This window comes from Chondromyces apiculatus DSM 436, from assembly GCF_000601485.1.
Lineage (GTDB): Bacteria > Myxococcota_A > Polyangia > Polyangiales > Polyangiaceae > Chondromyces > Chondromyces apiculatus.
Window position 1 is genome coordinate 20,834 of the sequence record NZ_ASRX01000059.1, and the last position, 26,061, is coordinate 46,894.

The 26,061-nt window shown below is 71.3% G+C and carries 19 protein-coding genes, 1 tRNA gene and 1 pseudogene; 12 read left to right on the forward strand and 9 right to left on the reverse strand.

Annotation, left to right across the window (positions count from 1 at the left end):
• Positions 1-6 precede the first annotated feature (6 nt).
• The 4 genes from CAP_RS30635 to CAP_RS30650 all read left to right on the forward strand — a co-directional run bounded on the left by CAP_RS30635 (position 7) and on the right by CAP_RS30650 (position 6,561).
• On the forward strand, positions 7-1,332 hold the full coding sequence (locus CAP_RS30635; protein WP_044247330.1) for a TldD/PmbA family protein: 1,326 nt from the start codon (positions 7-9) through the stop codon (positions 1,330-1,332).
• 92 nt (positions 1,333-1,424) lie between these two features.
• On the forward strand, positions 1,425-2,792 hold the full coding sequence (locus CAP_RS45880; protein ID WP_052376362.1) for a hypothetical protein: 1,368 nt from the start codon (positions 1,425-1,427) through the stop codon (positions 2,790-2,792).
• On the forward strand, positions 2,789-5,608 hold the full coding sequence (locus CAP_RS55240; protein WP_044247332.1) for a tetratricopeptide repeat protein: 2,820 nt from the start codon (positions 2,789-2,791) through the stop codon (positions 5,606-5,608). Before CAP_RS45880 ends, CAP_RS55240 begins: the two co-directional genes overlap by 4 nt.
• 191 nt (positions 5,609-5,799) lie before the next feature.
• Entirely contained in the window at positions 5,800-6,561 is a 762-nt protein-coding gene (locus CAP_RS30650) for a PP2C family protein-serine/threonine phosphatase (RefSeq protein ID WP_044247333.1), read from the forward strand.
• A 65-nt stretch (positions 6,562-6,626) separates the two neighbouring features.
• Here the strand turns inward: CAP_RS30650 and pgeF are convergent, their stop codons facing one another.
• Positions 6,627-7,427 (reverse strand): peptidoglycan editing factor PgeF, encoded by an 801-nt coding sequence (gene pgeF, locus CAP_RS30655; protein ID WP_044247335.1) that lies wholly within the window; start codon positions 7,425-7,427, stop codon positions 6,627-6,629.
• Positions 7,428-7,492: 65 nt separating this feature from the next.
• Between pgeF and CAP_RS30660 the strand changes: the two genes are divergently transcribed.
• The 4 genes from CAP_RS30660 (at position 7,493) to CAP_RS30675 (ending at position 13,269) form a co-directional block, all read left to right on the forward strand.
• Positions 7,493-8,677: a serine/threonine protein kinase gene (locus CAP_RS30660; RefSeq protein ID WP_044247337.1), complete on the forward strand. Its 1,185-nt coding sequence runs from the start codon at positions 7,493-7,495 to the stop codon at positions 8,675-8,677.
• A 138-nt stretch (positions 8,678-8,815) separates the two neighbouring features.
• Complete coding sequence (locus CAP_RS30665) at positions 8,816-11,410, forward strand: penicillin-binding protein 1A (RefSeq protein ID WP_231511775.1); 2,595 nt, start codon at positions 8,816-8,818, stop codon at positions 11,408-11,410.
• Positions 11,411-11,499: 89 nt separating this feature from the next.
• The gene (locus tag CAP_RS30670; RefSeq protein WP_044247339.1) at positions 11,500-11,886 is read left to right on the forward strand and encodes a hypothetical protein; all 387 of its coding nucleotides are present in this window, start codon (positions 11,500-11,502) and stop codon (positions 11,884-11,886) included.
• Between the two features lie 57 nt (positions 11,887-11,943).
• Positions 11,944-13,269 carry a bifunctional nucleoside/nucleotide kinase/histidine phosphatase family protein gene (locus CAP_RS30675; protein ID WP_231511776.1) on the forward strand — a complete coding sequence of 442 codons (1,326 nt, stop codon included), beginning with the start codon at positions 11,944-11,946 and terminating at the stop codon, positions 13,267-13,269.
• A 76-nt stretch (positions 13,270-13,345) separates the two neighbouring features.
• Here CAP_RS30675 and CAP_RS30680 read toward each other — a convergent pair whose 3' ends face one another.
• Positions 13,346-14,197, reverse strand: a complete 852-nt coding sequence (locus tag CAP_RS30680; RefSeq protein ID WP_044247341.1) for an Hsp33 family molecular chaperone HslO — start codon at positions 14,195-14,197, stop codon at positions 13,346-13,348.
• Between the two features lie 334 nt (positions 14,198-14,531).
• On the opposite strand from CAP_RS30680, the gene CAP_RS30685 reads away from it, so the two are divergent.
• Positions 14,532-15,104, forward strand: coding sequence for a hypothetical protein (locus CAP_RS30685; protein ID WP_044247342.1), 573 nt, complete (start codon positions 14,532-14,534; stop codon positions 15,102-15,104).
• 94 nt (positions 15,105-15,198) lie between these two features.
• Here the strand turns inward: CAP_RS30685 and CAP_RS30690 are convergent, their stop codons facing one another.
• From CAP_RS30690 to CAP_RS45885, 7 genes are all read right to left on the reverse strand, one after another.
• Positions 15,199-17,238 carry a M3 family metallopeptidase gene (locus CAP_RS30690; protein ID WP_044247343.1) on the reverse strand — a complete coding sequence of 680 codons (2,040 nt, stop codon included), beginning with the start codon at positions 17,236-17,238 and terminating at the stop codon, positions 15,199-15,201.
• Between the two features lie 73 nt (positions 17,239-17,311).
• Positions 17,312-18,067, reverse strand: coding sequence for a DUF3025 domain-containing protein (locus CAP_RS30695; protein WP_081865432.1), 756 nt, complete (start codon positions 18,065-18,067; stop codon positions 17,312-17,314).
• A 66-nt stretch (positions 18,068-18,133) separates the two neighbouring features.
• Complete coding sequence (gene ribA, locus CAP_RS30700; RefSeq protein WP_231511777.1) at positions 18,134-19,048, reverse strand: GTP cyclohydrolase II; 915 nt, start codon at positions 19,046-19,048, stop codon at positions 18,134-18,136.
• 93 nt (positions 19,049-19,141) lie between these two features.
• Positions 19,142-19,214 (reverse strand) — tRNA-Ala (locus CAP_RS30705).
• Between the two features lie 87 nt (positions 19,215-19,301).
• Positions 19,302-20,765, reverse strand: coding sequence for an NAD(P)(+) transhydrogenase (Re/Si-specific) subunit beta (locus CAP_RS30710; protein WP_044247347.1), 1,464 nt, complete (start codon positions 20,763-20,765; stop codon positions 19,302-19,304).
• Between the two features lie 10 nt (positions 20,766-20,775).
• Positions 20,776-22,419 carry a Re/Si-specific NAD(P)(+) transhydrogenase subunit alpha gene (locus CAP_RS30715; RefSeq protein WP_081865433.1) on the reverse strand — a complete coding sequence of 548 codons (1,644 nt, stop codon included), beginning with the start codon at positions 22,417-22,419 and terminating at the stop codon, positions 20,776-20,778.
• A 175-nt stretch (positions 22,420-22,594) separates the two neighbouring features.
• Complete coding sequence (locus tag CAP_RS45885; protein WP_197041428.1) at positions 22,595-24,853, reverse strand: HTTM domain-containing protein; 2,259 nt, start codon at positions 24,851-24,853, stop codon at positions 22,595-22,597.
• Between the two features lie 251 nt (positions 24,854-25,104).
• Between CAP_RS45885 and CAP_RS30725 the strand changes: the two genes are divergently transcribed.
• The 3 genes and pseudogenes from CAP_RS30725 (at position 25,105) to CAP_RS54185 (ending at position 26,061) form a co-directional block, all read left to right on the forward strand.
• Entirely contained in the window at positions 25,105-25,440 is a 336-nt protein-coding gene (locus tag CAP_RS30725) for a hypothetical protein (protein ID WP_197041429.1), read from the forward strand.
• A gap of 59 nt (positions 25,441-25,499) precedes the next feature.
• Positions 25,500-25,601: pseudogene (locus CAP_RS54180) on the forward strand (AAA family ATPase); the annotation flags it as partial.
• Between the two features lie 193 nt (positions 25,602-25,794).
• Entirely contained in the window at positions 25,795-26,061 is a 267-nt protein-coding gene (locus tag CAP_RS54185; RefSeq protein ID WP_044247349.1) for a lipase chaperone, read from the forward strand.

Consider the following 26,061-nt stretch of genomic DNA (forward strand, 5'->3'; position numbering starts at 1 on the left):
AGAGCCATGAGCGACACCATGCTGGACATCGCCAAGCAGGCGCTGCGCCTCGCGACCCAGAAGGGCGCCTCCGGAGTGGCCGCCAAGGCGACCCTCGACCGCGAGGTCGGCGTCACCTGGCGCGACGGGAAGCTCGAAAAGATCAGCGAGGCCTCCACCCGACGCCTCGACCTGGAGCTGTACGTGGACGGCCGCTACACCGCCGTGTCCACCAGCGACCTGCGCCCCGACGCCCTCGGCCCCTTCCTCGACAACGCCATCGCGCTGACGCGCACCCTGACCCCCGACCCGTTCCGCGGCCTGCCCGACCCCGCCCTCTACAAGGACCAGTCGACCGCGGATCTCGAGCTGGACGACCCCGGGTACACCGCGGTCACCCCGGTGGAGCGGCGCGCCAGGGCCCAGGCCATGGAGCAAGCCGCCCGCACCGTGAAGGGCAGCGACGCGATCATCTCCGTCACCGCCCAGTTCACCGACACCTCCACCGAGAGCCACCGCGTCCACTCCAACGGCTTCGAGGGCTCGCGGCGCGCCACCGAGTACAGCGCCTCCGCCGAGGCCACGGTGCGCGACCCGAACGGACGCCGTCCGGAGGACTGGTCCGACGTGACGGTGCGACGCTACGCCGACCTCGCCGATCTCGGCCTCGTCGGCCGGCAAGCCTCGGAGCGCGCCCTCAGCGCCGTGGGCGCCAAGAAGATCCCCTCGGCCGTCGTGCCCGTCGCCGTGGACAGCCGCGTCGCCGGCAACCTGCTGCGCCGCATGCTGAACCCCCTCTCCGGCGGCTCCCTGCAGCAGAAGCGCTCCTTCATGGAGGGCAAGCTCGGCAAGACCATCGGCAGCCGCCTCCTCACCATCGACGACGACCCGCTCCTCCCCCGCGGCCTCGGCTCCCGCCTCTACGACGGCGAAGGCCTCACCGCGCGAAAGCGCCCCCTCTTCGAGGACGGCGTGCTGAAGAGCTACTGCATCGACGTCTACTACGGCCGGAAGCTCTCCATGGCGCCGACCTCCGGCTCGTTCTCCAACGTCACCTGGAAGCCCGGCACCAAGAGCCAGGCCGAGCTGCTCGCCGACATGAAGAATGGCGTCCTCATCACCGGCTGGCTCGGCGGCAACTCGAACGACACCACGGGCGACTTCTCCCTCGGCTTCAAGGGCTTCGCCGTGCGCGGCGGCAAGATCGCCGAGCCCATCGCCGAGATGAACCTCTCCGGCAACCACCTGGAGACCTGGAAGAAGCTCGCTGCCGTCGGCAACGACCCTTACGTGTACGCCTCCTTCAGGACGCCCACCCTGATCTTCGACGGCCTCCAGATCGCCGGCACCTGACCCTCGCCCCGCGCCTGTCTCACGCCCGCCGCGCCCACCGCAGGGCTTCGTGGGCCATCGCATCTCCTGCCCACCTCGCCTAAGACGCCCCCATGGTCTCGCACTCCTGGAAGGTGCCGACGTGGGTGGCCGCGCTCCGCGGCGAGGGCGACCTGCCGTTCCGCTGGCTCGAACCCGAGGACGCGGCGACGCAGCGCGACCTCCTGCGCGACGTCTGGGAGCTGGTCCCCTTCGCCGACGACTTCAAGGAGCACGGCGCCGAGCGCATCGCGCGCAGCACCCCCGTCGCCCTGGGCCCTGCCCGGCGCGCCCGCGTCGGTGAGCGCCAGGAAGATCTCACCCTCCTCGTCGACCCCGAGCACCCCGACCACCTCCTCGCCTCCCTGGGTGAGCGCATCCCCCCTTCCCTCTGGATCCCGCTCGGCCGCACCGCAGCGAGCCTCCGCGAAGGCCTCGCGCCGTACCTGACCGACGACCAGCGCTCCGCGCACAGCTTCTCGCGGGTGCAGCGCGTCTTCAAGGGCACCGCCGAGCAGCTCGGCCTGGAGGGCCTCGACGCCCTGATGGAGATCATCACCCTCTCGGAGACCTGGCTCGACCCCTCCTTCTGGAGCAGCGCGCACGAGGACGATCCCTGGCCCGCCGACACCTCGTCCCTGTCGATGCTGCAGCTCCGGCGGCTGATGGAGCTGAACAAGCAGCAGCACCCCGGGCAGTTCCCGGCGTTCTCCTTCCGGACGCTCTGGTCACGCAGCGTGCTGCGCATCGAGGAGCACATCGCCCAGAGCTTCGTCTTCGAGCTTCGCTACGAGCCCTCGCGCCACCCCGAGGTGATCCGCGCGCTCCAGGAGATCCTGCCGCTGCCCATCCCGGAGGACATGCCCGTGGACCTCGTGGCCTCGCTGCTGCGCGGTCCGACCGTGACCCAGGGCGCTCTCCACGACGTCCTCCAGCAACACGGGCCAGCCCCCTTCCTCGCCCTCGCGCAGTGCGCCCTCGATCCAGGGGGCACCACCGCGCTGGAAGTCCTGCGCGCGATGCTGCCCGACCCGAAGCTCCAGGGCGTTGCCGTCGAACTCGCGAACTCCTACGGCCACGTGGGCCTGCTCCACGAGGCCCTCACGACCACCGACGATGACGCGCTGAAAGAGCAGCTCGCCCACCACCTCGTCCCCCGGGTGGAGGTGCCAGACGACGACGGCGAAGGAGACGAAGAGCCCGACGACGACCTCGACGAGGACGACAGCGAGGACGCCTTCGACGACGACGACGGCTTCGACGACGACGGCTTCGACGACGACGGCTTCGACGAGGACGAGGACGACGGTGACCTCGACGACGAGGATGACGGTGACCTCGACGAGGATGATGGCGACGGCGGCGACGGCGATGGCGACGACGACGGCGACGAAGCCGGCGAGGACGATGAGGATCTCGACCGCGGCGAGGTGAAGTCGTGATCAAGCTGCTCCTGCGCGCGCCGCTGACCCGTGACGAGATGGATGGCTTCGCCCGCGGCGAGGGCTTCGCGCCCACCCGCGACACCCCCTGGACCTCCGGCATCCGCACCACGAGCTGGGCGCGCGGCGACGACACCCTCGCCTGCATCACCGACGCCTCCGCGGGGGCGAGCCTGCTCGCGGTGCACGGCCCGGGCGAGCACGCTCTCGCCCAGCGCGCCCGGAAGCGGCTCGGCGGCCAGGACACCCCGGAGGTCCTCGCAGAGGCCCGAGGTGCCCGCGATGCAGCACGCCGCGTGCGCTCGCTGATGCACCTCGGCTTCCTGCTGCACGGATCACCCGACGCAGCGAACGCCGAGGACGAGGCCACCGCGCTCCTCCGCCAGCGCCTCACCGACGCGGACCAGGCGACCCGCTGGGCTGCGTACCGGGTGGCGCTGAACCTCGGCTGGCCCTCGCTCGACGAGGCGATGGCCGGAGCGGCGCGCCAGCACGAGGACATGCAGCCGGCGCTCGAACGGTGGAAGGCCCACCGCCAGCGCGAGGACGCAGCCAGGGCCAGCGAAGAAGCCGCGCGACAGGAGGCAGCGCGCCTCGCCGGCCTCTCTCGCCTGGCCAGCGAGCGGCAATGGACGCAGCTCCTCACCGAGGCTTCTGCTGTCATCGCTGGCGGCCAGGCTTTCGCGGAGGGCTTTCGCCACCACGCCCTCGCGCTGGAGGGGCTCGGTCACCTCCCTGCCGCCATCACCGAGATGCTCGCTGCCGCTGCCGTCGCGGCCGACGACGAACGCGCCGTCATCGACGAGGCCCTGCCCCGGCTCACCTCGGCCCTCGAACCTTCCCCCGAGGCCGCCGAGGAGGTCGTCAACGCCCTGCTCGACGTGCGCGCGTGGCTCCCCGAGCCGCTCCGCGACGAGGCCCTCGTGCGGGTGCTGCGCGGCCTCCTCACCGCCCGCACCGGCGCCCAGGCCGAACTCACCCTCGCCCTCGGCGCCATGCTCGACAAGACCCTGCGCGCCGAGGCCGTGGAGGTCCTCGAGCAGGCAGCGACGCTCGCGCCCGAGCTTCCCGAGGCCTGGTACACGCTCGGCAATGCGCGCGCCCAGCTCGGACAGCACGCCCTGGCGGCGGCCGCGTTCGAGGAGGCCCTGAAACGGCTCGACCCCGCCCGCCCCCGCGCCGGTGCGTCCGCGCGCGCTGCCCGCCTGTACGCCCACCTCCGCAGGCGGGTCACCACGGCCGCGATCACCTCCGCCCTCCTCCGCTCCACCCTGGAGGACCGGCAGTACGCGCGCGCCCTCGACGTGGCCGAGGCCGCGGTCGCCCGCGATCCTGGCAGCATCGTCGCCTGGGAGAAGCGCGCGCTCGCGCTCACCTTCCTCTCGCGCCACGAGGAGGCCATCCAGGCCTACGGCGACGCCCTCGCGGCCATCGCGCACATCACCGCCCAGGCTCCCCCCATGACCGGCGACGTGCGCGGCCTCCTCCACTTCAACAGGGCCTGCGAGCAGGCGCGGCTCGGCCGCAAGCAAGAGGCGCTCGCCGATCTGCGCGAGGCCCGCCGCTTCTCCGACGACTGGGGCCCGAAGGCCCTGCACGACGACTACTTCGCGCCCCTCTGGACCGACCGCGACTTCCTCCTCGTCGCCCACGGCCGCGAAGACAGCCCCCCCACCCGCGCCGAGGTCGAGCAGCTCACCCGCCGCTCCATGGGCCTGTTCTTCAGCGGCGAGGGCGACGAGGCCGTCGAGGCGGGCGAGGAGGCCGTCAGCCTCGCCGAGATCCTCGGCGACCCCGCCCTCCTCTCCGACGCCCTCAAGGCCCTGGGCAACGCGCTCACCTACGTCAAAGGCCCCGCCCAGGGCATCTCCCGGCTCGAACGCGCCGTGCAGCTCGCGGAGCAAGCCTTCCCCGACCACCCCGACCGACGCGCCGAGGCGCGCCACCTGCTCGGCGCCGCCCACCACGCCGGCGGCGACCACGACGCAGCCTCACGCCACTACCGCGCCGCGCTCGCCGAGCGCATCGCCGCCATGGGCGAGGGACACTGGCTGCTCGCCAAATCCCACGGCGACATCGCCCGCCTCGAAGCCGACCAGGGCCGCCTCACCGAGGCCGTCGCCAGCATCGAGCAGGGCCGCGCGCTCCTCCGGGCCTTCCTCGACGGCGCGCTCGACGCCGCCCCCAGCGGCGACGACCGCATCGAAGCCCTCTTCGACCTGACCACGCTCTCCTCGAACCTCGGCCGCGTGCACCTCGACGCTGGCGCCCTCGCCCCTGCCGTGAGCGCCCTCGACGACGCAGCCTCCGGCCTCGCCTCCCTCGTCGCTGCTGGCCGTCGCCCCGCCGCGCCCCTCGTCCGCAACGCCCTCCGCCACGCCACCTTCGCCCTGCAGCGCGCGGACGACGAGGCCCTCCGCGACCGCGCCGCGCGCCTCGCGCAGCAGCTCTTCGAGATCCTCGAACCCTCCCCCCGCGCGCGTGCCGAGCGCCTCTACTGGGCCCACCTCCGCGCCGGCGCGCGCCAGCTCGTCGAGGGCGGCATTCCGGAGCAGGCCATCGCCGCGGCCATGCGCGACGCCCTGCGCGGCGAGGGCTTGCCGGAGCCCCTGCGCGCACACCCTGCCTTCCAGAACCTGCCGATCGAGCTCGCCACCCGCCTCGGCCAGCGCGGCGACCTCGTGCTCGTGGCCATGGCCCTCTCCACGGCCATCGAGGGCGGCAGCCTCGACGAAGCCCTCGAACAGCTCGAAGAGATCGCCGTCGCCGGAGCGCAGATGGGTGACCCGCCGGACACCGAGGAGGACGGTGCATGAGACGGCACGCCGGGCGCTTTTCGAGCACGATGTTTGCTCACGCAATTACCTGCACGCGCGCCATCACGCGCCGGCAAAATGGTCGAGCTACCCGGAACTAGTCTTGTAGGGCGCGCGAGAAACGTCGGGGGCAACGCTGTCCGGTTGCAGCAGAGCCCCCGCCGGACCACCACGGGCCCCGGGAGGATGTCATGGGTTCGAGACTTCACTTCGAGGCTGCAGCCGGCACCCACATCGGGCCAGTACGCCGGAAGAACGACGACAGCTTCGCGGCTCTCCCCGAGCTCGGCCTGTTCATGGTGGCCGACGGCATCGGTGGCCGGCCTGGAGGCGACATCGCCTCCCGCATGGCCGTGGACACCGTGCGCACCTGCTTCGAGGAAGACGACCCCGACGAGACCTGGCCCTACGCGATCGAGCCCACCCAGGAGCGCGAGCAGCTCCAGTTCATCCACGCCGTGCGCACCGCCAACAACGCCATCTTCGAGCGGGCCGTGCGCACCCCCACCCTGCGCGGCATGGGCACCACCTTCACCGGCGTCTACGTGCGCGGAGAGCGCGCCTTCGTGGCCCACGTCGGCGACACCCGCGGCTACCGCCTCCGCCGCGGCCAGCTCGATCTCCTCACCGACGACCACTCCGTGCTCGGCGAGGCGCGGCGCTACGGCGTCCTCCTCGACGACTCCGTCGACGACCGCCTCGCCGGCATCCTGATGCGCTCCGTCGGGACCGAGCGCCGCGTCGATGTCGACACCCGCGTGGAGGTGCTCGACCCCGGCGACGTCCTCCTGCTCTGCTCCGACGGCCTCTGGGAGCCCGTCGACGAGGCCGACCTGCGCGCCACCCTGGCGAGCGACGACACCCCCGACGACATGGTCACCCGCCTCATCCACCACGCCCTCGAACGCGGCACCACCGACAACGTGACCTGCGTCGTGGTCCGCGTGGCCTGACCCGACGCGCTTCCCACGTCACCCGCCTGCCACGTCACCCGCCTGCCACGTCACCCGCCCCAGCGTCACCCGCCTGCGCCGCGCACCACGATCGCCGAGAGCAACCTCCCGCTGCGTGCCCCCTGGCGCCGGTACGAGAAGAACCTCGCCTCGTCGCACACCGTGCACCCCCGCACGTCGTCGATCGCCTCCGCCGCGACCCCTGCTTCTTCGAGCTGCGCCCGCACCACCGCCCGCAGATCCACCCGCGGCCGCTCCCCTTCGCGCCGGATCACCGCCGCCTCTCCCAGCGGAGAGCACCCGGCGAGATCCTTCGCCACGTCCTCTCCCACCTCGAAGCAGCACGCCTCGATGTGCGGCCCCACCGACGCGCACAGCGTCGCCTCCGCCCCCGCAAGCTCCCGGAGCGCCCGCACCCCGGCCGGCACCGCGCGCGCCACCGTCCCTCGCCACCCGCTGTGCACCGCCGCCACCGCCCCGCTCCGCCGATCTGCGATCAGCACCGGCGCGCAGTCCGCGCTGCGCACCCCGCATGCCACGCCCGCCACCCGCGAGAGCGTGATGTCTCCCTGCGCGCGGATCACCGCCTCCCGATCTTCCTCACCGGAGAGCACCCGCGCCTCCACCCCGTGCACCTGGCTCAGAAAGTACACCCGGCCTGGCGGCACCCCGAGCTTCCGGGCCACCCGGGCCAGATTCTCCCCGACCGCCTCCGCCGCGTCCCCGGTGGACACCGCGAGGTTCAGGGAGTCCCACGGGGAGGCGCTCACCCCCCCGCGCCGCGTGAAGAAGGCGTGCACAAAACCCGCCTCCGCGAGGAGCGCACTCTGGAGCGCCTCGGCTTCCACCAGGGGTTCACGGCTCATGATGTTCTCCGGGACTCCCGTTCATAGACGAACCCCGGTCCCTCCGTGGTATTTTCGCCCCCTCTATGAGCGCTGCCGCCCAGGATCCGTACATCGGACGCGAAGTCCTAGGGGGGAAGTTCAAGATCCTCCAGAAGATCGGGTCCGGCGGGATGGGGGCCGTCTACAAGGCCTCCCAGCCCGACATGAACCGGATGGTGGCGATCAAGATCCTCCACCAGAAGCTCACCAACCGGAAGGATCTCGTCTCCCGCTTCCGCCGCGAGGCGCGGGCCATGGCCCACCTCACCCACCCCAACACCGTGCGCGTGGTGGACTACGGCGAGCTCGAAGACGGCGCGCTCTACATCATCATGGAGTACCTCGACGGGCGGAACCTCAACCAGATGGTGCGCAAGGAGGGCCCCATGCCCGTCGAGCGCGCCCTGCCCGTGCTCATCCAGGCCTGCGGCGCGCTCCAGGAGGCCCACCTCCAGGGCATCGTCCACCGCGACCTCAAGCCCGAGAACATCTTCCTCTCCACCAACGCCGGCCTGAAGGACTACCCCAAGGTCCTCGACTTCGGCCTCGCCAAGGTCACCGAGCGCGAGCTGCGCCCCGGCTCCATCATGCTCACCCAGGAGGGCATGGTCTTCGGCACGCCCGAGTTCATGTCTCCCGAGCAGGCGCAGGGAAAGGTCCTCGACGCCCGCAGCGACATCTACTCGCTCGCGGTCATCCTCTACGAGGTGCTCACCGGCAAGCTGCCCTTCGAGGCGCGCACGCCGATGGAGCACATCCAGATGCACGTCAACAAGCAGCCGATCCCCATCGACGAGCGCGTGCCTGGCAAGACCTTCCCGCCCGGCCTCTGGGGCGTACTCAAGAAGGCGCTCGAAAAAAAGCCCGACGACCGCCACGCCTCCGCCGCCGACTTCGCCGAAGCGCTCAAGCCCTTCGCCGGCTCTGCGGGCAAGGGCTTCACCGCGATGATGCCGGCGAACTCCTCCTCCGTGCTGGAGCAAGCAGCCAAGCAGCATGCCGCCGCGCTCGAAGCTGCCAAGCCGCCGCAGAACGCACCGGTCGGCCCGGCGCCCATCCGACCGGCGCCCACCGTGCAGATGGAGGCCCACCCGGGCATGCCGCAGAGGCAGCTCGCGCCGACGCAGCGCACCTCGACCTCGCCCCTCCTGCTCATCGCGATCGCCGCGGGATGCCTCATCGCCGGCATCGTGCTCACCATCGTCGCGATGAAGCTGTTTCAGCAGTAGCCGACACCCCGTCTGCTGGGCCGTGCCACAGGCGGCGTGCTAGCGTCCGGAGGCGCCTGGATCGCCCGGGATGCAACAGAACGGCCCCGGCGTTGTCCATCCGAGGCCATGGAACCCGAGCAAGCAGGGAGGCGAGGCGTGAAGGCCACGATCGTGCGTTGGCTGAAGCGGATCATGGTGGCCCTCCTCCTCCTCGGGGCCGTCGGCGCGGCCGTGGTGGCGCTCGGCATCAAGCGCTTCGAGGCGGACCTGCCCTCCACGGCGGAGCTGAAGAACTACCAGCCCCCCCAGGTCACCCGCATCCTCGCGCGCGACGGCGCCGTCATTGGCGAGCTGTTCACCGAGCGGCGCACCGTGGTGCGCATCGCCCTGATCCCCGCCCACATGAAGCTCGCCGTCCTCGCCGCCGAGGACGCCGCCTTCTACGAGCACACCGGCCTCAACTACCTCGGCATGCTCCGCGCCATCGCCGTCAACGTGCGCTCCACCAGCAAGCGCCAGGGCGGCAGCACCATCACCCAGCAGGTCGTCAAGAACGTGCTCCTCACCCCGGAGCGCACCTTCGACCGCAAGGCCCGCGAGGTCATCCTCGCCCGCAAGATCGAGCAGGAGCTCACCAAGGACGAGATCCTCGAACTCTACCTCAACAAGATCTACTTCGGCCACAGCCGCTACGGCATCGAGGAAGCCGCGCGCTACTACTTCGGCAAGAGCGTGCGCGACGTCACCCTCGCCGAGGCCGCCATGCTCGCCGGCGTGGTCAAGGGCCCTGGCGTCTACTCCCCGCGCATCAACCTCCAGCGCGCCACCGCCCGCCGCGCCTTCGTGCTCGACCAGATGCTCGCCAAGGGCTTCGCCGACGCCGCCCAGGTGGAGGCCGCCAAGCGCGAAGCCGTCACCCTCGCCCCCGAGCCCGAGTCGCTCAACGAGCTGGCCCCCGAGGTCGTCGCCGAGGCCCAGCGCATGCTGCGCAAGCTCGCGGGCCCCGCCATGGATCGCGGCGGCTACACCGTGACCACCACCATCGACCCCGCCGCTCAGTCCGCGGCCCGCGCCGCCGTCCGCAAGAACCTCGACGCCTACGCCAAGCGCCACAAGCTCCTCGCCCCCCTCAAGCGCGCGAAGAAGGAGCCGGCCTCCTTCGACGGCACCCCGTCCGGCTACCGTGTCTTCCGCGGCGTGGTCACCGGCGCCGACGACGCGAAGGGCACCCTCAGCGTCCAGGTGGGCACCCTGCGCGGCGTCGTCTCCCTCAAGAACGCCGACCGCTACAACCCGAAGGGCCTCAAGCCCAGCGAGTTCGCCGAGGTCGGCAAGGTCGTCCGGGTGAGCCTCATGGGCGCCGCGCCCCCCTCCGTCCCGGAAGACCCTGAGACCGAGGACGGCGACCCCACCCCCGCCGCTGCCGCGAGCGCCGTCCCCACCGCGCCTCCTCCTCCCCAGACCGCCCCCGTCCCTCTCCGTCTGGAGCTGGGCCCCGAGGGCGCCCTCGTCGCCATCGACGTCCGCACCCGTGAGATCCGCGCCCTCGTCGGCAGCTACGCCGCCACGCGCGGCGGCCTCGATCGCGCGACCTTCGCCAAGCGCCAGCCCGGCTCCACCTTCAAGCCCTTCGTCTTCGGCTACGGCATCAAGGCCCGCACCATGACGCCGGCCACCATCCTGGAGACCAACCCGGCGGCCCTCGGCAGCAACTACAAGCCCCAGAACTACGACGAGAGCGAGGGCCACTCCCCGGCCCGCCTGCGCGAGGCCCTCGCCCACAGCGTCAACGTCGCCGCCGTCTCCGCCATCGGCCGGCTCGGCCCCTCCAACGTCGCCGCCTTCGCCAACTCCCTCGGCATCCACGCCAAGCTCGGCACCGACCTCTCCCTCGCCCTCGGCGCCTACGAGATCACCCCCCGCGAGATGGCCACCGCCTACGCCACCATCGCCGCCGGCGGCCTCTACGAAGAGCCCCAGCTCATCGTGAAGATCGTCGGCCCCGACGGCGCCGAGCTTTCGCTTCCTCCCCGCCCTCCGTCCCACCGCGCCATGGAGGAGTCCGAGGCGTACGTGCTCACCAACGTCCTCACCTCCGTGGTCCGTGACGGCACCGGCAAGGCTGCCCGCGCCCTCGGCCGCCCCATCGCCGGCAAGACCGGCACCTCCAACCAGGCCAAGGACACCTGGTTCGTCGGCTACTCCACCGATCTCGCCTGCGCCGTGTGGACCGGCTACGACGACGCCGCCCCCCTCGGCACCGGCGAAGCCGGCGCCAGCGCCGCGCTCCCCGCCTTCATCGAGTTCATGAAGAAGGTGCACGACAAGCGCCCCGTCACCGACTTCCCCGCACCCCGCGGCATCGTCCGCGTGAAGATCGACCCCAACACCGGCCTCCTCGCCTACGAGGGCCAGGAAGACGCCATCGAGGAAGTGTTCCTCGCCGGCACCGAGCCCAGCGACATCGCCCCGCTCCCCGATGGCGGCGTCGACGGTGGCGAGGAGGACGGCGGCGACGGCGGCGACGGCCTCGACGCCGGTGTTGCCGCTGCCGACGAGGAGAAGAAGGCCGAAGAGGTCCCCGAGGTGGTGCTGGACCCCGGCGTGGAAGCGAAGCCGACCAAGGCCGAGGAGCCCACGCCGAAGGGCGAAGAGGGCAAGAAGGACGAAGGCAAGAAGGACGAAGGCAAGAAGGACGAGGGAAAGAAGAAGCCTTCCACCGAGCACCCCGCCGAGCCGCCGCCGTTCTGACGAACATCGCCGTCGCTGGGGCCATCCCCGACCGCACTTGAGTGACGCGCCTTCCTGGCTCACCCTCCGGCCCCGTTCCAGGATCCCGCATGCTTTCTCACCGCATCCTCTCGACCCTCTCTCTCGGCGCTCTCCTGGCCCTCTCGGCGTGTTCCAAGGCGCCCGAGCCGCCCACCGCGCCCGAGCAACCCACCACGCCCGAACAGCCCCCGACGGGAACCCCGACGGGCGGCGACACCACCACCGGCAACACTGCGGGCGGCGGCGCCTGCACCACCGACGCCGACTGCGTCGCCGCCTCCTGCTGCCACGCGACCGCCTGCGTCCCCAAGGCGCAGGCCCCCAAGTGCGACGGCATCATGTGCACCCAGGAGTGCCGCGGCGGCACCCTCGACTGCGGCGGCGGCTGCCTCTGCACGAGCGGCCAGTGCGCCGCCCGCTTCGGCGATCAGAGCGGGCCCGACGCCCCCCAGTGAGCCGCGTCCCCGCCCCTCCTTGACGGCCCTCGCCCCAGGGCCGACCCTCCCCTCGCCGTGCGCCAGCCCCTCTACAGCCTGCACCCCCGCGACCTTTCCCCCCACGTCCTCGCGATGGTCGGCCTCCCCGCCCGCGGCAAGACCTCCATCGCCCGCAAGATCACCCGCTACCTCTCCTGGCTCGGCCACCCCACCCGCGTCTTCAACGTCGGCAACTACCGCCGGAACCTCCTCGGCGCCCACCACCCCGCCAACTTCTTCGACCCCCAGAACCGCGAGGCCCGCCGCACCCTCGACGAGATGGCCATGGCTGCCCTCGACGACCTCCTCGCCTGGCTCGGCGGCGGCGGCGAGGTCGCCATCTTCGACGCCACCAACAGCACCCGCGCCCGCCGCCAGATCGTCTCCGAGCGCTGCCGCGACAAGGGCTACCCGGTGGTCTTCATCGAGTCCATCTGCGGCGACGAGGCCATCGTCGAGACCAACGTCCGCGAGACCAAGCTCCGCTCACCCGACTACGAAGGCGTCGACGCCAGCGAGGCCGTGCGCGACTTCCGCGCCCGCATCGCCCACTACGCCCGCGCCTACGAGACCGTCACCGATCTCGAGAGCAGCTACATCAAGATCATCGACGTCGGCCGCCAGCTCATGCTGAACCGCATCCACGGCTACGTCCCGGCCCGCCTCGTCCCGCTCCTCATGAACATGCACGTCGCCCCGCGCCCCATCTGGCTCACCCGCCATGGCGAGAGCATCTTCAACCAGCAGGGCCTCCTCGGCGGCGACGCCGACCTCTCCCCCCACGGCGAGGCTTACGCCCGGAACCTCGCCGCCTTCATCCGCGGCCGCGCCCGCGAGCTCGGCGAGGCCTCCGGCATGCCTGGCGAGCCCGCCTGGATCCCCGACGACGTCGTCGTCTGGACCAGCAGCCTCCGCCGCACCATGCAGACCTCGCGCCCCCTCACCCAGCGCTCCATCTCCTGGCGCGCCCTCGACGAGATCGACGCCGGCGTCTGCGAGGGCATGACCTACGACGAGATCCGCCTGAAGATGCCCCACGTCTTCGAGGCGCGCTCCGCCGACAAGTTCCGCTACCGCTACCCGCGCGGCGAGTCCTACGAAGACGTCATCCAGCGCCTCGACCCGCTCATCATCGAGCTGGAGCGCCAGCGCAGCCCCATGCTGGTCATCGCCCACCAGGCCGTGCTCCGCGCCCTCTACGCCTACCTCATGGACAAGCCCCCCCACACCTGCCCGAGCCTCCCCATCCCTTTGCACACCGTCATCGAGCTGATCCCCACCGCCTACGGCTGCGAGGAGCGCCGCTTCCAGCTCGGCCCCGAGGTCCAGAGCGTCGGCGAAGCCGCCATCGCCCACCCCTGACGCCTCTCCGTCCCCCCCTCTCCGTCGCCCCCTCTCCGTCCCCCCCTCTCCGTCTCCCTACCGCTTCCGCCCGCCCTCAGCTCTCCGTCAGCAGCGTCTTCAGCGCCCCTGGCGCCACCTGGTACGCCTTCCGGCAGTAGTCGCAGGCGATGTCCAGCACCTGCCCCTCGGCCACCATCTCCTCGATGTCGCTCCGCGGCAGCGACGCCAGCGCCGCCACCACCCGGAGCTGGCTGCACCGGCAGGCGTAGCTCAGCGCCGACGACTCCAGCCTCGTGAACGGCATCCCGTAGAGCACCTCCTCCAGCAGCTTGTCCGCGGTCACCTGCGGATCGGCCAGCACCTCGTCGAGCCGCTCGAACTCCCGCAGCCGCTCCGTCATCACCATCAGCGGACCGCGCTCCACCTCGGGCAGGAGCTGCACCAGCACCCCGCCCGAGCGCCCCACGCCCTGCTCGTCGAGCAGCGTCGCGACCGACACCATGGTCACCACCTGCTCCGACTCCTGCATGTACGCCATCAGCCCCTGCGAGATCCGCCCCTCGCGCGGCAGCTCCACCACCCCTTGCTGCAGCGCCCCGTTCGGCAGGGTCCGCATCACCTGGATCAGCGACCCCTCCCCGATGGCCACCTCGCTCCCCTTCCCCAGGTTCACGAGGCCCCGCGTCGTCCCGTCCGGGTGCGCGTCGGCCACCAGGCTCCCCTGCCCCGCCCCCTTGACGATCACCTGCACCCGCAGCGTCGGCGCCATCGCCTCGCGCACCAGGATCGCGCCCGTGAGCAGCTCGCCGAGCCGCTGCGCCGTGTTCCCCGTCGCCGCTTGCGCCGCCACGGTCCCCCGCACCGTCGCGGTGGTCAGCGCGGTGATCACACGAAAAGCGCCATCCTGGGTGATGGCACGAACGACGGTATCCGAAGGCTCACTCACGGAGCACTCTCCTGCGCCATCCAGGCGCGTTGCATCGGGGCTTTCACGCGGCCTCCATACCAACGGGGCGACGACGTGCACACCCTTGGACAGCCCAACCTGCAGCCGCGCCTCCTGCTTGGCAACTGCCCCGCCACCCTCCCCAAGCCCCGCCAGCCCCCGGCGCTGCTCCCCCTTCCCCCGCAGTGCGACCGCACCTCTCCGGCCGCATTCTCGTACGCCCTGTGGAAAACCTTGAGACGTATCCGCAAAGCACTTTGATTCCGCTGAGTTACGCAAAATTGCGCGTTTCCCAGCCTGCCCGAGTGGGCTAGATCCAGGAGAGGGGATCCTCATGATCAAGCGCGCGCCGGACAACCGGGACGAGCCCTTGGAGGTCGCGCCAGCCCGTTTTGGCTGGGGTGAGACGACTCCCTTCGAGGGATTCGTACCGAGCATTGCCACCGCCGGCGCCCTCGCCGCGGAGCTCGACCGCGTCCTCCGTGGCCGCGCCGTCCTCCCCCGCCCTGCGCCGCCTTCACCGGCTCTGCGGGCGCGCTGGTTCGACGACGCCCTCACCCCCGCTGTCGCCGCTTGCCGCGTCGCCCTGGCGCCCCCCCTCCGGGTCGCCTTCGACGCCGCTGTCCTCGTCCTCGCCGAGCTGCACGCCCCTGCCGCCGTCCCCTCCCGCGCCCTCCTCCTCTGCCGCACCTGGAGCGGCACCCCGGAGGCCCTCCGCGAGATCGCCACCATCGCCGACCTCCTCAACGCCACCCGCGCCGTCGAGGCCGCCCTGCGTGTCCTCCGCTCTCCCTTGCTCCGCCCGAGCGCCGTCATCGAGGAGCTCGACGGCCGCCTCGCCCCCGACTTCGGCATCATGGACGTGCTCATCGACGCCGCGGCCAGCACCCCCTCCAGCCGCGGCTAACGCAGCGTGGAGCAGCACGACGGTCTCAGGATGAAAGGGTCGCGACCACCGGAGCGTAGGGGCCGCTAGGCCCCTGATCCAGGGTACGCAGTACCTAGACCAGCCCGCTCCGCTCGAAGAGCGCGTCGAGCCGCGGGGCTCGCCCCATGAACTCCTGGTAGAGCGCCGACGGCTCCTCCGTGTCCCCGCGCGACAGGATGCTCTTCCGGAACGCGCGCCCCACGTCGCGGCTGAACAGCCCCTCCTCCTGGAACCGCGAGAACGCGTCCGCGTCCAGCACCTCGGCCCACTTGTACGAGTAGTACCCGGCCGCGTAGCCCACGGGACTGGAGAAGAGGTGCGAGAAGCTCGCCACCATCGCGTAGTCCTTCGGCAGCGGCACCGCCGCGTGGGCTTCGAGCACCGCGCGCGCCACGTCCATCGGGTCGCTGTCGCCGGGCTTCCAGTCCATGTGCAGCGCCAGGTCCAGCTCCGCGAACCCGAGCTGCCGCATCTGCGCGTTCGCCGCGCGGAACGAGCGCGCCGCCCGCATCCGCTCGAACAGCTCCTCCGGGATCGCCTCGCCCGTCTCGTGGTGACGCGCGAACAGATCGAGCGCCTCCCGCTCCCAGCACCAGTTCTCCATGATCTGCGAGGGCAGCTCCACGAAGTCCCAGGCCACGTTGGTCCCTGCCAGGCTCCGCACGTCCACCAGGCTCGACGCGTGGTGCATCATGTGCCCGAACTCGTGGAACAGCGTCTCCACCTCGTCGTGGGTGAGCAGCGCCGGCCCCTCGCCCACCGGCGGCGTGAAGCTCCCGGCCAGCACCTCCAGGTGCCGCGCGTCGCCCTTGCCGTCGTGGGCCCCGGTCACGATCCCGTGCATCCAGGCCCCGTCCCGCTTGTCCTCCCGGGGCAGGAAGTCCAGGTAGAACGACGCGCTCTGCGTCCCGTCCTCCTCGACCACCCGGTACGCCTGCACCGACGGGTGCCACACCGGCGCGTCCTGCCACGGCTCGATGCGCACCCCGTAGAGCTTCTTCGCGATCTCGAAGAGCCCTGCCACCACCCCCTCCTTCGGGAAGTACGGCCGCAGCGCCTCCTGGTCGAAGTCGTACCGCGCCCGGCGCAGCTTCTCCGCGTAGTAGCCCACGTCCCACGGCGCGAGCGGCGCCGCCCCGGCCCCCTCCAGCTCCCGCCGGAACGCGTGCAGATCCTCGTTCTCCTTCCCGAAGAACGGCACGGTCCGCTCCCGCAGCGTCTTCACGAAGCGCCGCGCCTCCCCGCCCGAGCGCGCCATCCGGTCTTCCAGCACCAGATCCGCGAACGTGGGGTAACCGAGCAGCGTCGCCTTCTCCTGCCGCAGCTCCAGCACCCGCCGCAGGATCGGCCGGTTGTCCACCTCCGCCGCCGTCGCGCGCGTGTTGAACGCCCGCCACATCTTCTCGCGGATCTCGGCGTCGTCGAGGTACGTCATCACCGGCAGGTAGCTCGGCGCCTGCAGCGTGAACCGGAAGCCCTTCACCCCCTTCTTCGAAGCGCTCTCCCGCGCCGCCACCACCGCCGACTCCGGCAGCCCCGCGAGCCGCTTCTCGTCCTCGACCAGAAGCTCGAACGCGTTCGACGCATCGAGCACGTTCTGCCCGAACTTGAGCGTGAGCTGCGCCAGCTCCACCTCGATCGCGCGCAGCCGCTCCTTCTCGGCCGGCGGCAGGTCGGCCCCGCTCCGCCGGAAGTCGTCCATCGTCTTGCGGAGGAACCGCTTCCGCGCCCCCGTCAGCGCCTGCGCCTCGTCCGTCGCCTCGAACGCCTTGAGCGCCTGCCACACCCCGTCCGACAGCGAGATGCCGCTCAGGAAGTCGCTCACCGCCGGCTGCACCGCCGTGTACGCCGCCCGCAGCTCCGGCGTCGTCGCCGCCGACTCGAAGTGCGAGATCACGTTCATGGCGCGGTCGAGCTTCGCCGTGACGTTCTCCAGCGCCTGCAGCGTGTTCTCGTACGTGCGCGCCCCCTGCACCCGGGTCAGCGCATCCAGCGAGGCCCGCGCCTCGTCGAGCAGCGCCTTCACCGCGGGCTCCACGTGCTCGCCGCGCACGCGATCGAACGGGACCTCGTAACCGAAGGAAAGAAGCGGATTGTCGTTGGGATCGCTCATGGGCAGTCCCCACTTCGTAAGTCGGACATCGCCCCACGGCAACCGGCGGCCAGGCGATCCCGGATGGCCGCGCTCAGCCTGGCCCGCCCAGCAGCACCCCCTCCTCCACCGGCAACGACCGGAACGTCTCCGGCCTGCAGAAGCTCTCCGGGTCCTCGAGCACCTCGTGCAGCCGGGCGTCGGCCAGCGCCACCCGCGCCTGCGCCTCGCGCGGCAGCGCCCCGGCCACCTCCAGCACCTCCGTCATCGCCCGTACCGGCGGCCCACCCCGCGCGATCTGCTCGTACACCGCGTGCCCGAACAGCAGCGCCACCGCGCGCCCCGCCCCGATCGCCTCGGCCACCGGCCCCGCTGCGCGCCCCGCGAGCCCCTCGCGCACCTCCCCCGCGGCCCCTGCCTCGACCAGGAGCAGGAGCCCTCCCTCATCCAGGATCGCCAGCCCATCCTGCTCCCGCGTGCGACGCCCTGGCAGCTCCCGCACCCCGGGCGCCACCCACTGCGCGAGCGTCGCCGCCTGCCGCGCGCTGAGCTGCCGCTTCGCCCGCGGGAACGACGCCCACACCAGCAGGTTGAAGAAGTCGTGCCACGACCGGGGCCGCGTCGGGAGCCATCCCTCCAGGTGGATCCTCCCCTCGTAGAGGCCCGAGACCTCGATCACCTCGCGCTCACGCCCCCGCCTTCGCTTCGGCCGCGGCGGCTGCTCCCGGATCGCCACCGGCAGCCCTGCCCCCACCGCGCGGTCGTAGTCCTCGATGCTCGGCCAGTCCGCGAACCCCGAGAACGCCTGCGCCGCCGCGCTCACCGGCCAGAACAGCCGGCTGCGCTCCATGAACCCCGGATCCCACGGCTCTGCGGCGCGCCCTCCCGCTCCCACAGCGTCGCCCCGTCGGTGTTTCTAGTCCGAGCCCCGGGCCGAGCCCTGCGAACCCTGCGAACCCTGCGAGCCCTGCGAGCCCCCGCCAGCCGCCCTGTCCGGTCCTGCTGCCGGCGGCCGCGAGGACTTCGCCTGCGCCTCCGCCGCGGCTTCCGCCGTTGGCTCCCCCAGCACCTGCGCCAGGGGTTCGGGCGGCGGCCGCGACGACCCGGCCCGCATCCCCTCGACCATCACCGGATCGCTCTGCTCGACCAGGTGCGCGAACCCCGACGGATCGATGTAGTGCCCCGACCGCTGCGCCTTGGTCTGCAGGTAGAAGCGGTTGAACTCGTGGGGCGGGATCACGTGCGGGATGCGGCCCGCCACGTTCACCCCGTACATCGAGAGCTGCTTCATCTTCTCGGGGTTGTTGGTGATGAGCTGGATCGAGTTCACCCCGAGGCTGAGCAGCATGTGCGCCGCCACCGCGTAGTCCCGCTCGTCGTCGCGGAACCCGAGCGCCAGGTTCGCCTCGACCGTGTCGAGCCCTTGCTCCTGCAGCGCGTACGCCCGCACCTTGTTCACCAGGCCGATGCCGCGCCCCTCCTGCCGCAGGTAGAGCAGGATGCCCCGCTCCGCCTCCTGGATCTTGCGCAGCCCTTCGAGGAGCTGGTCCCGGCAGTCGCAGCGCAGCGACGCCATCACATCCCCGGTCAGGCACTCCGAGTGGAGGCGCGTGGGCACGTCCGAGGCCCCCACCACGTCGCCATGCACCATGGCGATGTGCTCCTTCGCGTCCCGGTTGTTCCAGAACGCGACGATGTGGAACCGCCCGAACCGGGTCGGAAGCTCCGCGACGGCCGCTACCCGGACGCAGACCTGACCGGGGCCGTAGCCTTCACAGTCATGGTCCCGGTCCCGCTCGACCAGGCGCGCCAGGCTGTCGTAGTCAGACAAAGTGCTCCACCAGTACCTGGATGGGATGCACCAGCCGGTGACCCTTCACTGGCTATTTGTCGCGTGCGTGCGCACGTCTACACAGAGAATCAGTGGACCTGTGGGGGATCGAACCCCAGACCTCTAGAGTGCGATTCTAGCGCTCTCCCAGCTGAGCTACAGGCCCGTGACGTTGGGACGGCGGACTCTACTCTGCAGTCCCATTCTGTCAAGACCGATTGAGCGGTCTCGTCTCAAGCCGCCTCGGGACGCCTCAGGCCGCGGTCTTCTCCGACCGGGCCTGGAGCGCCGCGAGGAGCTTCTGCACGCTCGCCTTCGCGTCCCCGAAGAGCATCAAGGTGTTGTCGTAGTAGCAAATCGGATTGTCGACCCCCGCGTAGCCGGCGGCCATGCCTCGCTTCAGCATGATCACCTTCCCCGCGTGCCATGCCTCGAGCACCGGCATCCCGTAGATGAGGCTCGACGGATCGTCGAGCGCGCTCGGGTTCACGATGTCGTTCGCCCCGATCACGATGACCACGTCGGTCCCGCCGAAGTCCTCGTTGATCTCCTCCATCTCCTTGACGATCTCGTAGGAGACGTTCGCCTCGGCGAGGAGCACGTTCATGTGCCCCGGCAGGCGCCCGGCCACCGGGTGGATGGCGTACCGCACCTTCACCGCCCGCTGGGCGAGCAGCGAGGTGATCTCCTTCACCGCGTGCTGCGCCTGCGCCACGGCCATCCCGTAGCCCGGCACCACGATGACGCTCTTCGCCCCGAGGAGCAGCTCCGCCGCGCCCTCCACGTTGGTCTCGTTCACGGCCTTCGCCGGCCCCGCCGCGCCGCCGGCCGGCTTCGCCCCCGACTGCTCCCCGAACCCGCCGAAGACCACGTTCCAGATGGAGCGGTTCATCGCCTTGCACATGATGTAGCTCAGGATCGCGCCCGAGCTGCCCACGAGGGCCCCGGTCACGATGAGCAGGTCGTTGCCGAGCATGAAGCCCGCCGCCGACGCCGCCCACCCCGAGTAGCTGTTCAGGAGCGACACCACGACGGGCATGTCCCCGCCGCCGATCGCCAGCACCAGGTGCGCCCCGAGCACGCTCGCCACCCCCGTCGAGATCAGGAGGAAGGTCACCCGCGAGGTGCCCCCTTCCTGAAACGCGAGGCCGGCGAGCGCGAAACACCCGAGCACCAGCAGCGCGTTCAGCGCGTGCCGCGCCGGCAGGAGCAGCGGCTTGCTCCCCAGCGTCCCGCGCAGCTTCAGGAACGCCACCACCGACCCGGTGAACGTCACCGCCCCGATGAACACCCCGAGGTGAATCTCCGTGTGGTGCGCGACCTCCGGCGGCATGCCCCCGTGCACCGCGTCGATCTCCGTCGCGAGCCCCACGAGCGCCGCCGCCGCCCCCACGAAGCTGTGCAGCACCGCCACCAGCTCCGGCATGGAGGTCATCGCCACGCGCGCCGCCAGCACCGCGCCGACCACGCACCCGACCCCGATCGCCCCCGCGAGCAGGCCGAGCCCCTCCGGGCGGATGGCACGCATCGCGTGCGCCCCTCCCTCCGGATCCGGCGCAAGCAGCGCCCCCAGCGTCACCGCCACCGCCAGCGCCATCCCCAGCGCCCCGCGCGTGTTTCCCTGCCGCGCCGTCTGCTGGGCGGAGAGCCCCCGCAGCGAGGCCACGAACAGCAGGCTCGCCAGCAGGTAGGCCACATTGATCAGGCTGATCCGCATCGCGCTTCCCCTACCTCTGGAACATCCGCAGCATCCGCTGCGTCACCAGGAACCCGCCCGCCACGTTGATCGACGCGAGCAGCACCGCCACCGCCCCGAGGATGGCCGCGACCGGCACCCCCACGCTCCCGCTCGCCGACAGCAGCATGCCGCCGATGAGGATGATCCCGCTGATCGCGTTGGTGACGCTCATCAGCGGCGTGTGCAGCGCCGGGGTCACGTTCCAGACCACGTGCCACCCCACCACGCACGCCAGCAGGAACACCGTCATGTGCTGCACCAGCTCCCGCTGCCCGAAGAGCCCCACCGGCACCAGCACGAGGAGCGCCGCCACCATCCCGATCCGCGCGGGCCACGGGCTCGACGGCGCCTCCGGCTTCGCCCCGTGCGCCCCGCCCGGCGCTGACGGCTTCTGCGGCGCGGGCGCCCCCGGCCGGATCGTCGGGCTTGGCGGCGGCCAGAGCAGCTCCCCGTCGTGCACCACCAGCATCCCCCGCTGGATCTCGTCCTGCATGTTGAGCTGCCACACCCGCGCCTTGCCGAGGATCTCCTCGATCAGCGTGGCCACGGTGTTCGCATAAAGCTCGCTCGCCTGGAGCGCCATCCGGCTGAGCAGATCGGTGTGCCCGTTGATGAGCACCCCGTACCGCTCCACCGTCTTGTCCCGCTCCGTGAGCGCGCAGTTGCCGCCCTGCTCCGCCGCGAGGTCCACGATCACCGACCCCCGCCGCATCCCCACCACCGCGCCCGAGGTGATCAGCTCCGGCGCCTTCCTCCCGGGGATCAGCGCCGTGGTGATCACGATGTCGCTCCCGCGGCAGTGCTCCGCGATGAGCTGCTGCTCCGCCGCGAGGTACGCGTCGCTGACCTCCTTGGCGTACCCACCCTTGCCCTCGCCGGTCTCGCCCTGGAACTCGAAGGGCACGAACTGCGCCCCCATGGACTCGATCTGCTCGCGCACCACCGGCCGCGTGTCGAAGGCCTTCACCTGCGCCCCGAGCGACCGCGCCGCCCCGATCGCCGCGAGCCCCGCCACGCCGGCCCCGACGATGAACACCTGCGCCGGCTTCACCTTCCCGGCCGCCGTCACCTGCCCCCCGAGGAGCCGCCCGTAGCAGTACGCCGCCTCCACCACCGCCCGGTAGCCCGCGACGTTGCTCATCGCGCTCAGCGCGTCGAGCTTCTGCGCCCGGGTGATGCGCGGCACCGCGTCCATCGCCAGCACCGTCGCCTTGCGCGCCCGGAGCCGCTCCACCAGCTCCTTGTTCTGCGCCGGCCACAGGAACGAGATCAGGCGCTGCCCTTCCCGCACCCGGTCCACCTCGTGCTCCTCCGAGTCCGGCACCTCCATGGGCGCCCGGACCTTGACCACGATGTCCGCCTCGCCCCACACGTCGGCGGCCGTGGGCACCACCCGCGCGCCAGCCTCCGCGTACGCCGCGTCCTCGAACCCGGCCCCCGCGCCAGCGCCGCTCTCGACGATGACCCGCAGCCCCATCTTCAGGAGCCGCTCCACCGACGCGGGCGTCCCTGCCACCCGCTTCTCCCGTGGATCGACTTCCTTCAGTACCCCGACGAGGAACGACCCACTCCCCGCCTCCCCATCCGCCCCTTCAGCGCCCCCCTTCGGAGAGCCATGCTTGTCTTCGGCCATGCGGGCCGGAGCATACCGGGATCACGCCGTCCGCACGAATTCCTGAACCATGTCCGGCAAATGCCGCGGATTCCCGACCCACCCCCAGGCACCCGTCCTGACCACGAGGCCCTCTCCCGCGCCATCTTGCCCCACCCGCGACGACGAGCCCCCCCTCTGTCGCGGCATCTCGCCCCTACCGCGACGGCGTCTGCGGCGGCTCCGGATCGTCCACCGGCGCCGCACCTTCGGGTGCTTCCCCGCGCTCCCGCGGCTCCCGCGGCTGCGGCGGCTGCGGCGGCGTCCCCGGCTCTCCCCCCTCCCTGGGCACCGCGAGCCTGTGCGGCGGCGGAGGCGCTTCCTTGAACACCGACGGCGGCGGCGCCGCGACCGGCGCGGGCACCCCTGCCTTCTTCGCCAGCGCGTCGGCCTGCGCCTGCGCCTGCGGGTTCACGAAGGTGAACACCTTCTCCTGCTCCTGCCCGTAGCTGTCGGTGCGCCCCCACTTGGGGTTCCAGTCCTTCACCCAGAACACGTCGCCGGACACGATCACGTCCTGCGGTCGCCCCGTCCTCTCCGGGTAGCGGAAGAGGTACTCCTTCATCGCGTCCCGGTAGCCCGAGTTCGACCCGAGGTGCATGCGGTTGAAGTAGTCGCTCCAGATCTGGTTGTACTCGTAACTCTTCGCGTGGATCAGGTCGAAGTCCGGCTCCTTGCCCGTGAACGGGTTGAGGTGCCGCCCGTCGATGGTCACCGCATCGACCACGATCGTGCCGTCATCCATCACCGGGTTCGGCGAGAACATGAACCAGCCCTGCAGGAACCGGAGCTTGTGCGAGAGCACCTTGAGCGGCTCCGGCTGCGGCACCCGGATGCGCCGGTTGATGCACCACAGCTCCACCGCCGCCTGGTTGATCGCCCCCGCCCACATGGCCACGATGGCCAGCTCCCGCAGCACCGACACGAACCGCTTCTTGCCCCGCGCGAGCGGCGTGGGCGGCTCCGCGACCCCCGCCGCCGCCGGCACCGAGAGCCCCAGCACCGCCCCGAAGTCGTTCCGATCCATCGCCCGGAGCGCCGCATCCACGAGCCCCCGGATCCCGGGCAGCCGCAGCTTCCAGGCCATCACCGGCCCGAGCGGCAGCGCCGCCACGATGTCCGCCAGCGCCGCCGCGCCTTCCTTCGTCGCGCCTTCCTTCGTCGCGCCTGCCTCCGTCGCTTCCTTCGTCGCCCGCGCCGTGAGCTTCCCACCGAGCCCCGGCCGCTCCTCGAAGGTGAGCAGCGAGAACCTGTCCATCCGCATCAGCACCCGGCACGCCCACAGCGCCCCCGGCGACGTCGGATCGAACCCGACCACGCGCGCCCGGTGCACCCGCCGCATCGTCTGCGCCGCGACCTCCCAGTCCTCTTTCCCGAAGAGCAGCGTCGAGAACACGCAGAGCGCCCACGCGAAGGGCCCGAGCACGAACGTGGTCCCGAACGCGAGGTGCAGCGCGTTCATCATCCCGATCACCAGCCGCCGCGCCCACACCCGCCCGATCGGCGCCAGCAAGCACACCGGAATCGACGCCTCGAACGCCAGCGTCACCCGCGTCATCGCCAGGATCGCCCACCCCGGGATGTACTCCCGCACCAGCGCGATCGCGGGGTTCACCATGCGGTCGACGTAGAGCACGTAATGCACCGCGGTGCCGTTCTTCCAGGCCGTCCCCGTCTTGTGCACCACGTTGAAGAAGTAGATCGACGCGAGCTGGAGGATCAGCACGAGCCCCAGGATCGTCACATACGCATTCGGCTTGTACGGGTCGTCGACGTGGCTCCTGTCATTGAGGTCCTCCGCCGAGCGCTCCTTGCTCCGCGCCAGCGACGCCCGCATCGCATCCACCGAGAACCTGTCCCCGAGCGGCAAGAACGCCGTCCAGAGGAGCAGCAGGTTGTGGACGACATAGCCGCCGTTCTCGATGAGCAGGACGCGCCCATTCATGCTCGCCACCCAGAGCAGCGAGAGCACCTGCGCAAGCTTCGTCTTGTACCCCACGAGCAGGCACACGTACGTCGCCAGGATCACCGCCCAGAGGACCCACAGCTCCCCGCTCGTGGAGAAGGCGTTGAAGATGGTGAAGTTGTCCGCCCCCCTCCGGAACAAGTTCACGTGGTTCGGGAGCACGCCCTCCACCGAGAACATGTCCACCCAGTCCCAGGTGCGCCGGAAGAGGTCCCCGATCAGAAACAGGCCGAGCAAGATCCGCGTGAACCCGAGCGTGCGCCTGTCAAACGTGAAGTACGCATCCCGGAAGAGGTCCCACCACGAGTACCGGAGCCCCTTCGGGTCATAGATCGGCGTGAGCACCTCATGAACGCGCCCCCAGAACGAGAGGCCCGCAGCCCCCCCTCCCTCCGGTGCACGAGAGGGCTCATCCCCGGTCACGACGGCACTATCAGTGTGGGCTTTCATGGCTACGCGCGGCCCGGCACGAGCAACCGCCCGGTCCTCCCGCCGAGTGGTACCCCAGCTTCGCCCTCCTTGGTACTGCGGTACTGCGGTACTGCGGTACTGCGTACCCTGAAGCAGGGACCTGCGGTCCCTACGCTCCCGATGGTCGCTACCCCCCTCCGGAGATGCTGCGGTGCTGCGTACCCTGGATGGTCGCTACGCCCCTCGCGGTTGCAGCGGGCCGCCCACGCGGCTAGCAGGAAACCAACCTCGTGATGCTCGATGCCACCGAACGGAGAGCGCTCGTCGGCTCGTCCCTGGTGGCGACCACGCTGCTCTGCCTGCCCCGCCAGTGGGTCTCCGCCGGCATCGCCGCGGTCCTCACCATCGCCCTCTACACCTGGCACGTCAGGCGCTCCGCCCGCGAAGCCGCCGCTGCCCCGAAGCCCCCGCAGCCAGCCGCGCCCGCCGAAGCTGCTCCCGCCGAAGCTGCTCCCGCCGAAGCTGCTCCCGCCGAAGCCGCGCCCAGCGACCCTGCACCTGCTGACGAGACGCCGCCCCGCGCCACCTCCGACCCGCCGCCGAGCGGCCCACCGCGCGCCGCGTAACCCGGCCCCGCTTCGCCATCGGCGTCTCTGATTTCCGCAAGCTGCGCGAGGCGGGCAGCATCTACGTCGACAAGAGCGCCCTCATCGACGACATCCTCGGCGCCGGCGCCGAGGCGCTCCTCATCCCGCGCCCCCGCCGGATGGGCAAGACCCTGAACCTCTCCATGCTCCGCTACTTCTTCGAGAAGAGCGCCGAGCCCCGCGCCCCCCTCTTCGACGGCTCGCCATCGCCCGCTCCGAGCACGCCCGCCCCCATTTCCAGCGCTACCCGGTCGTGTTCCTCACCTTCAAGGACGTGCGCGCCGCGAGCTGGGCCCAGACCTCGCCGCGAGCCCCGACGCCCTCTGGAGCTTCTTGCTCTTCTCCGGCTACCTCACCGCCACCGAGGTCCTCGTGAACGACCTCGGCCGCATGCGCGCACGCCTCCGCGTCCCGAACCGCGAGCTCCTCGGCGCCCTCGCCGGCCTGGTCGAGTCCTGGATCAAGACCCAGGTCGGCGGCGCCACCGAGCTGTCCCGCATGCTCACCGCCCTGCTCGGCGGCGACGCCGGCGCGAGCCCCATCCACGCCCTCGCCGTGGTGTTCGACGGCAAGCGCGCCTGGGTGCGCGCCGCTCCCTGA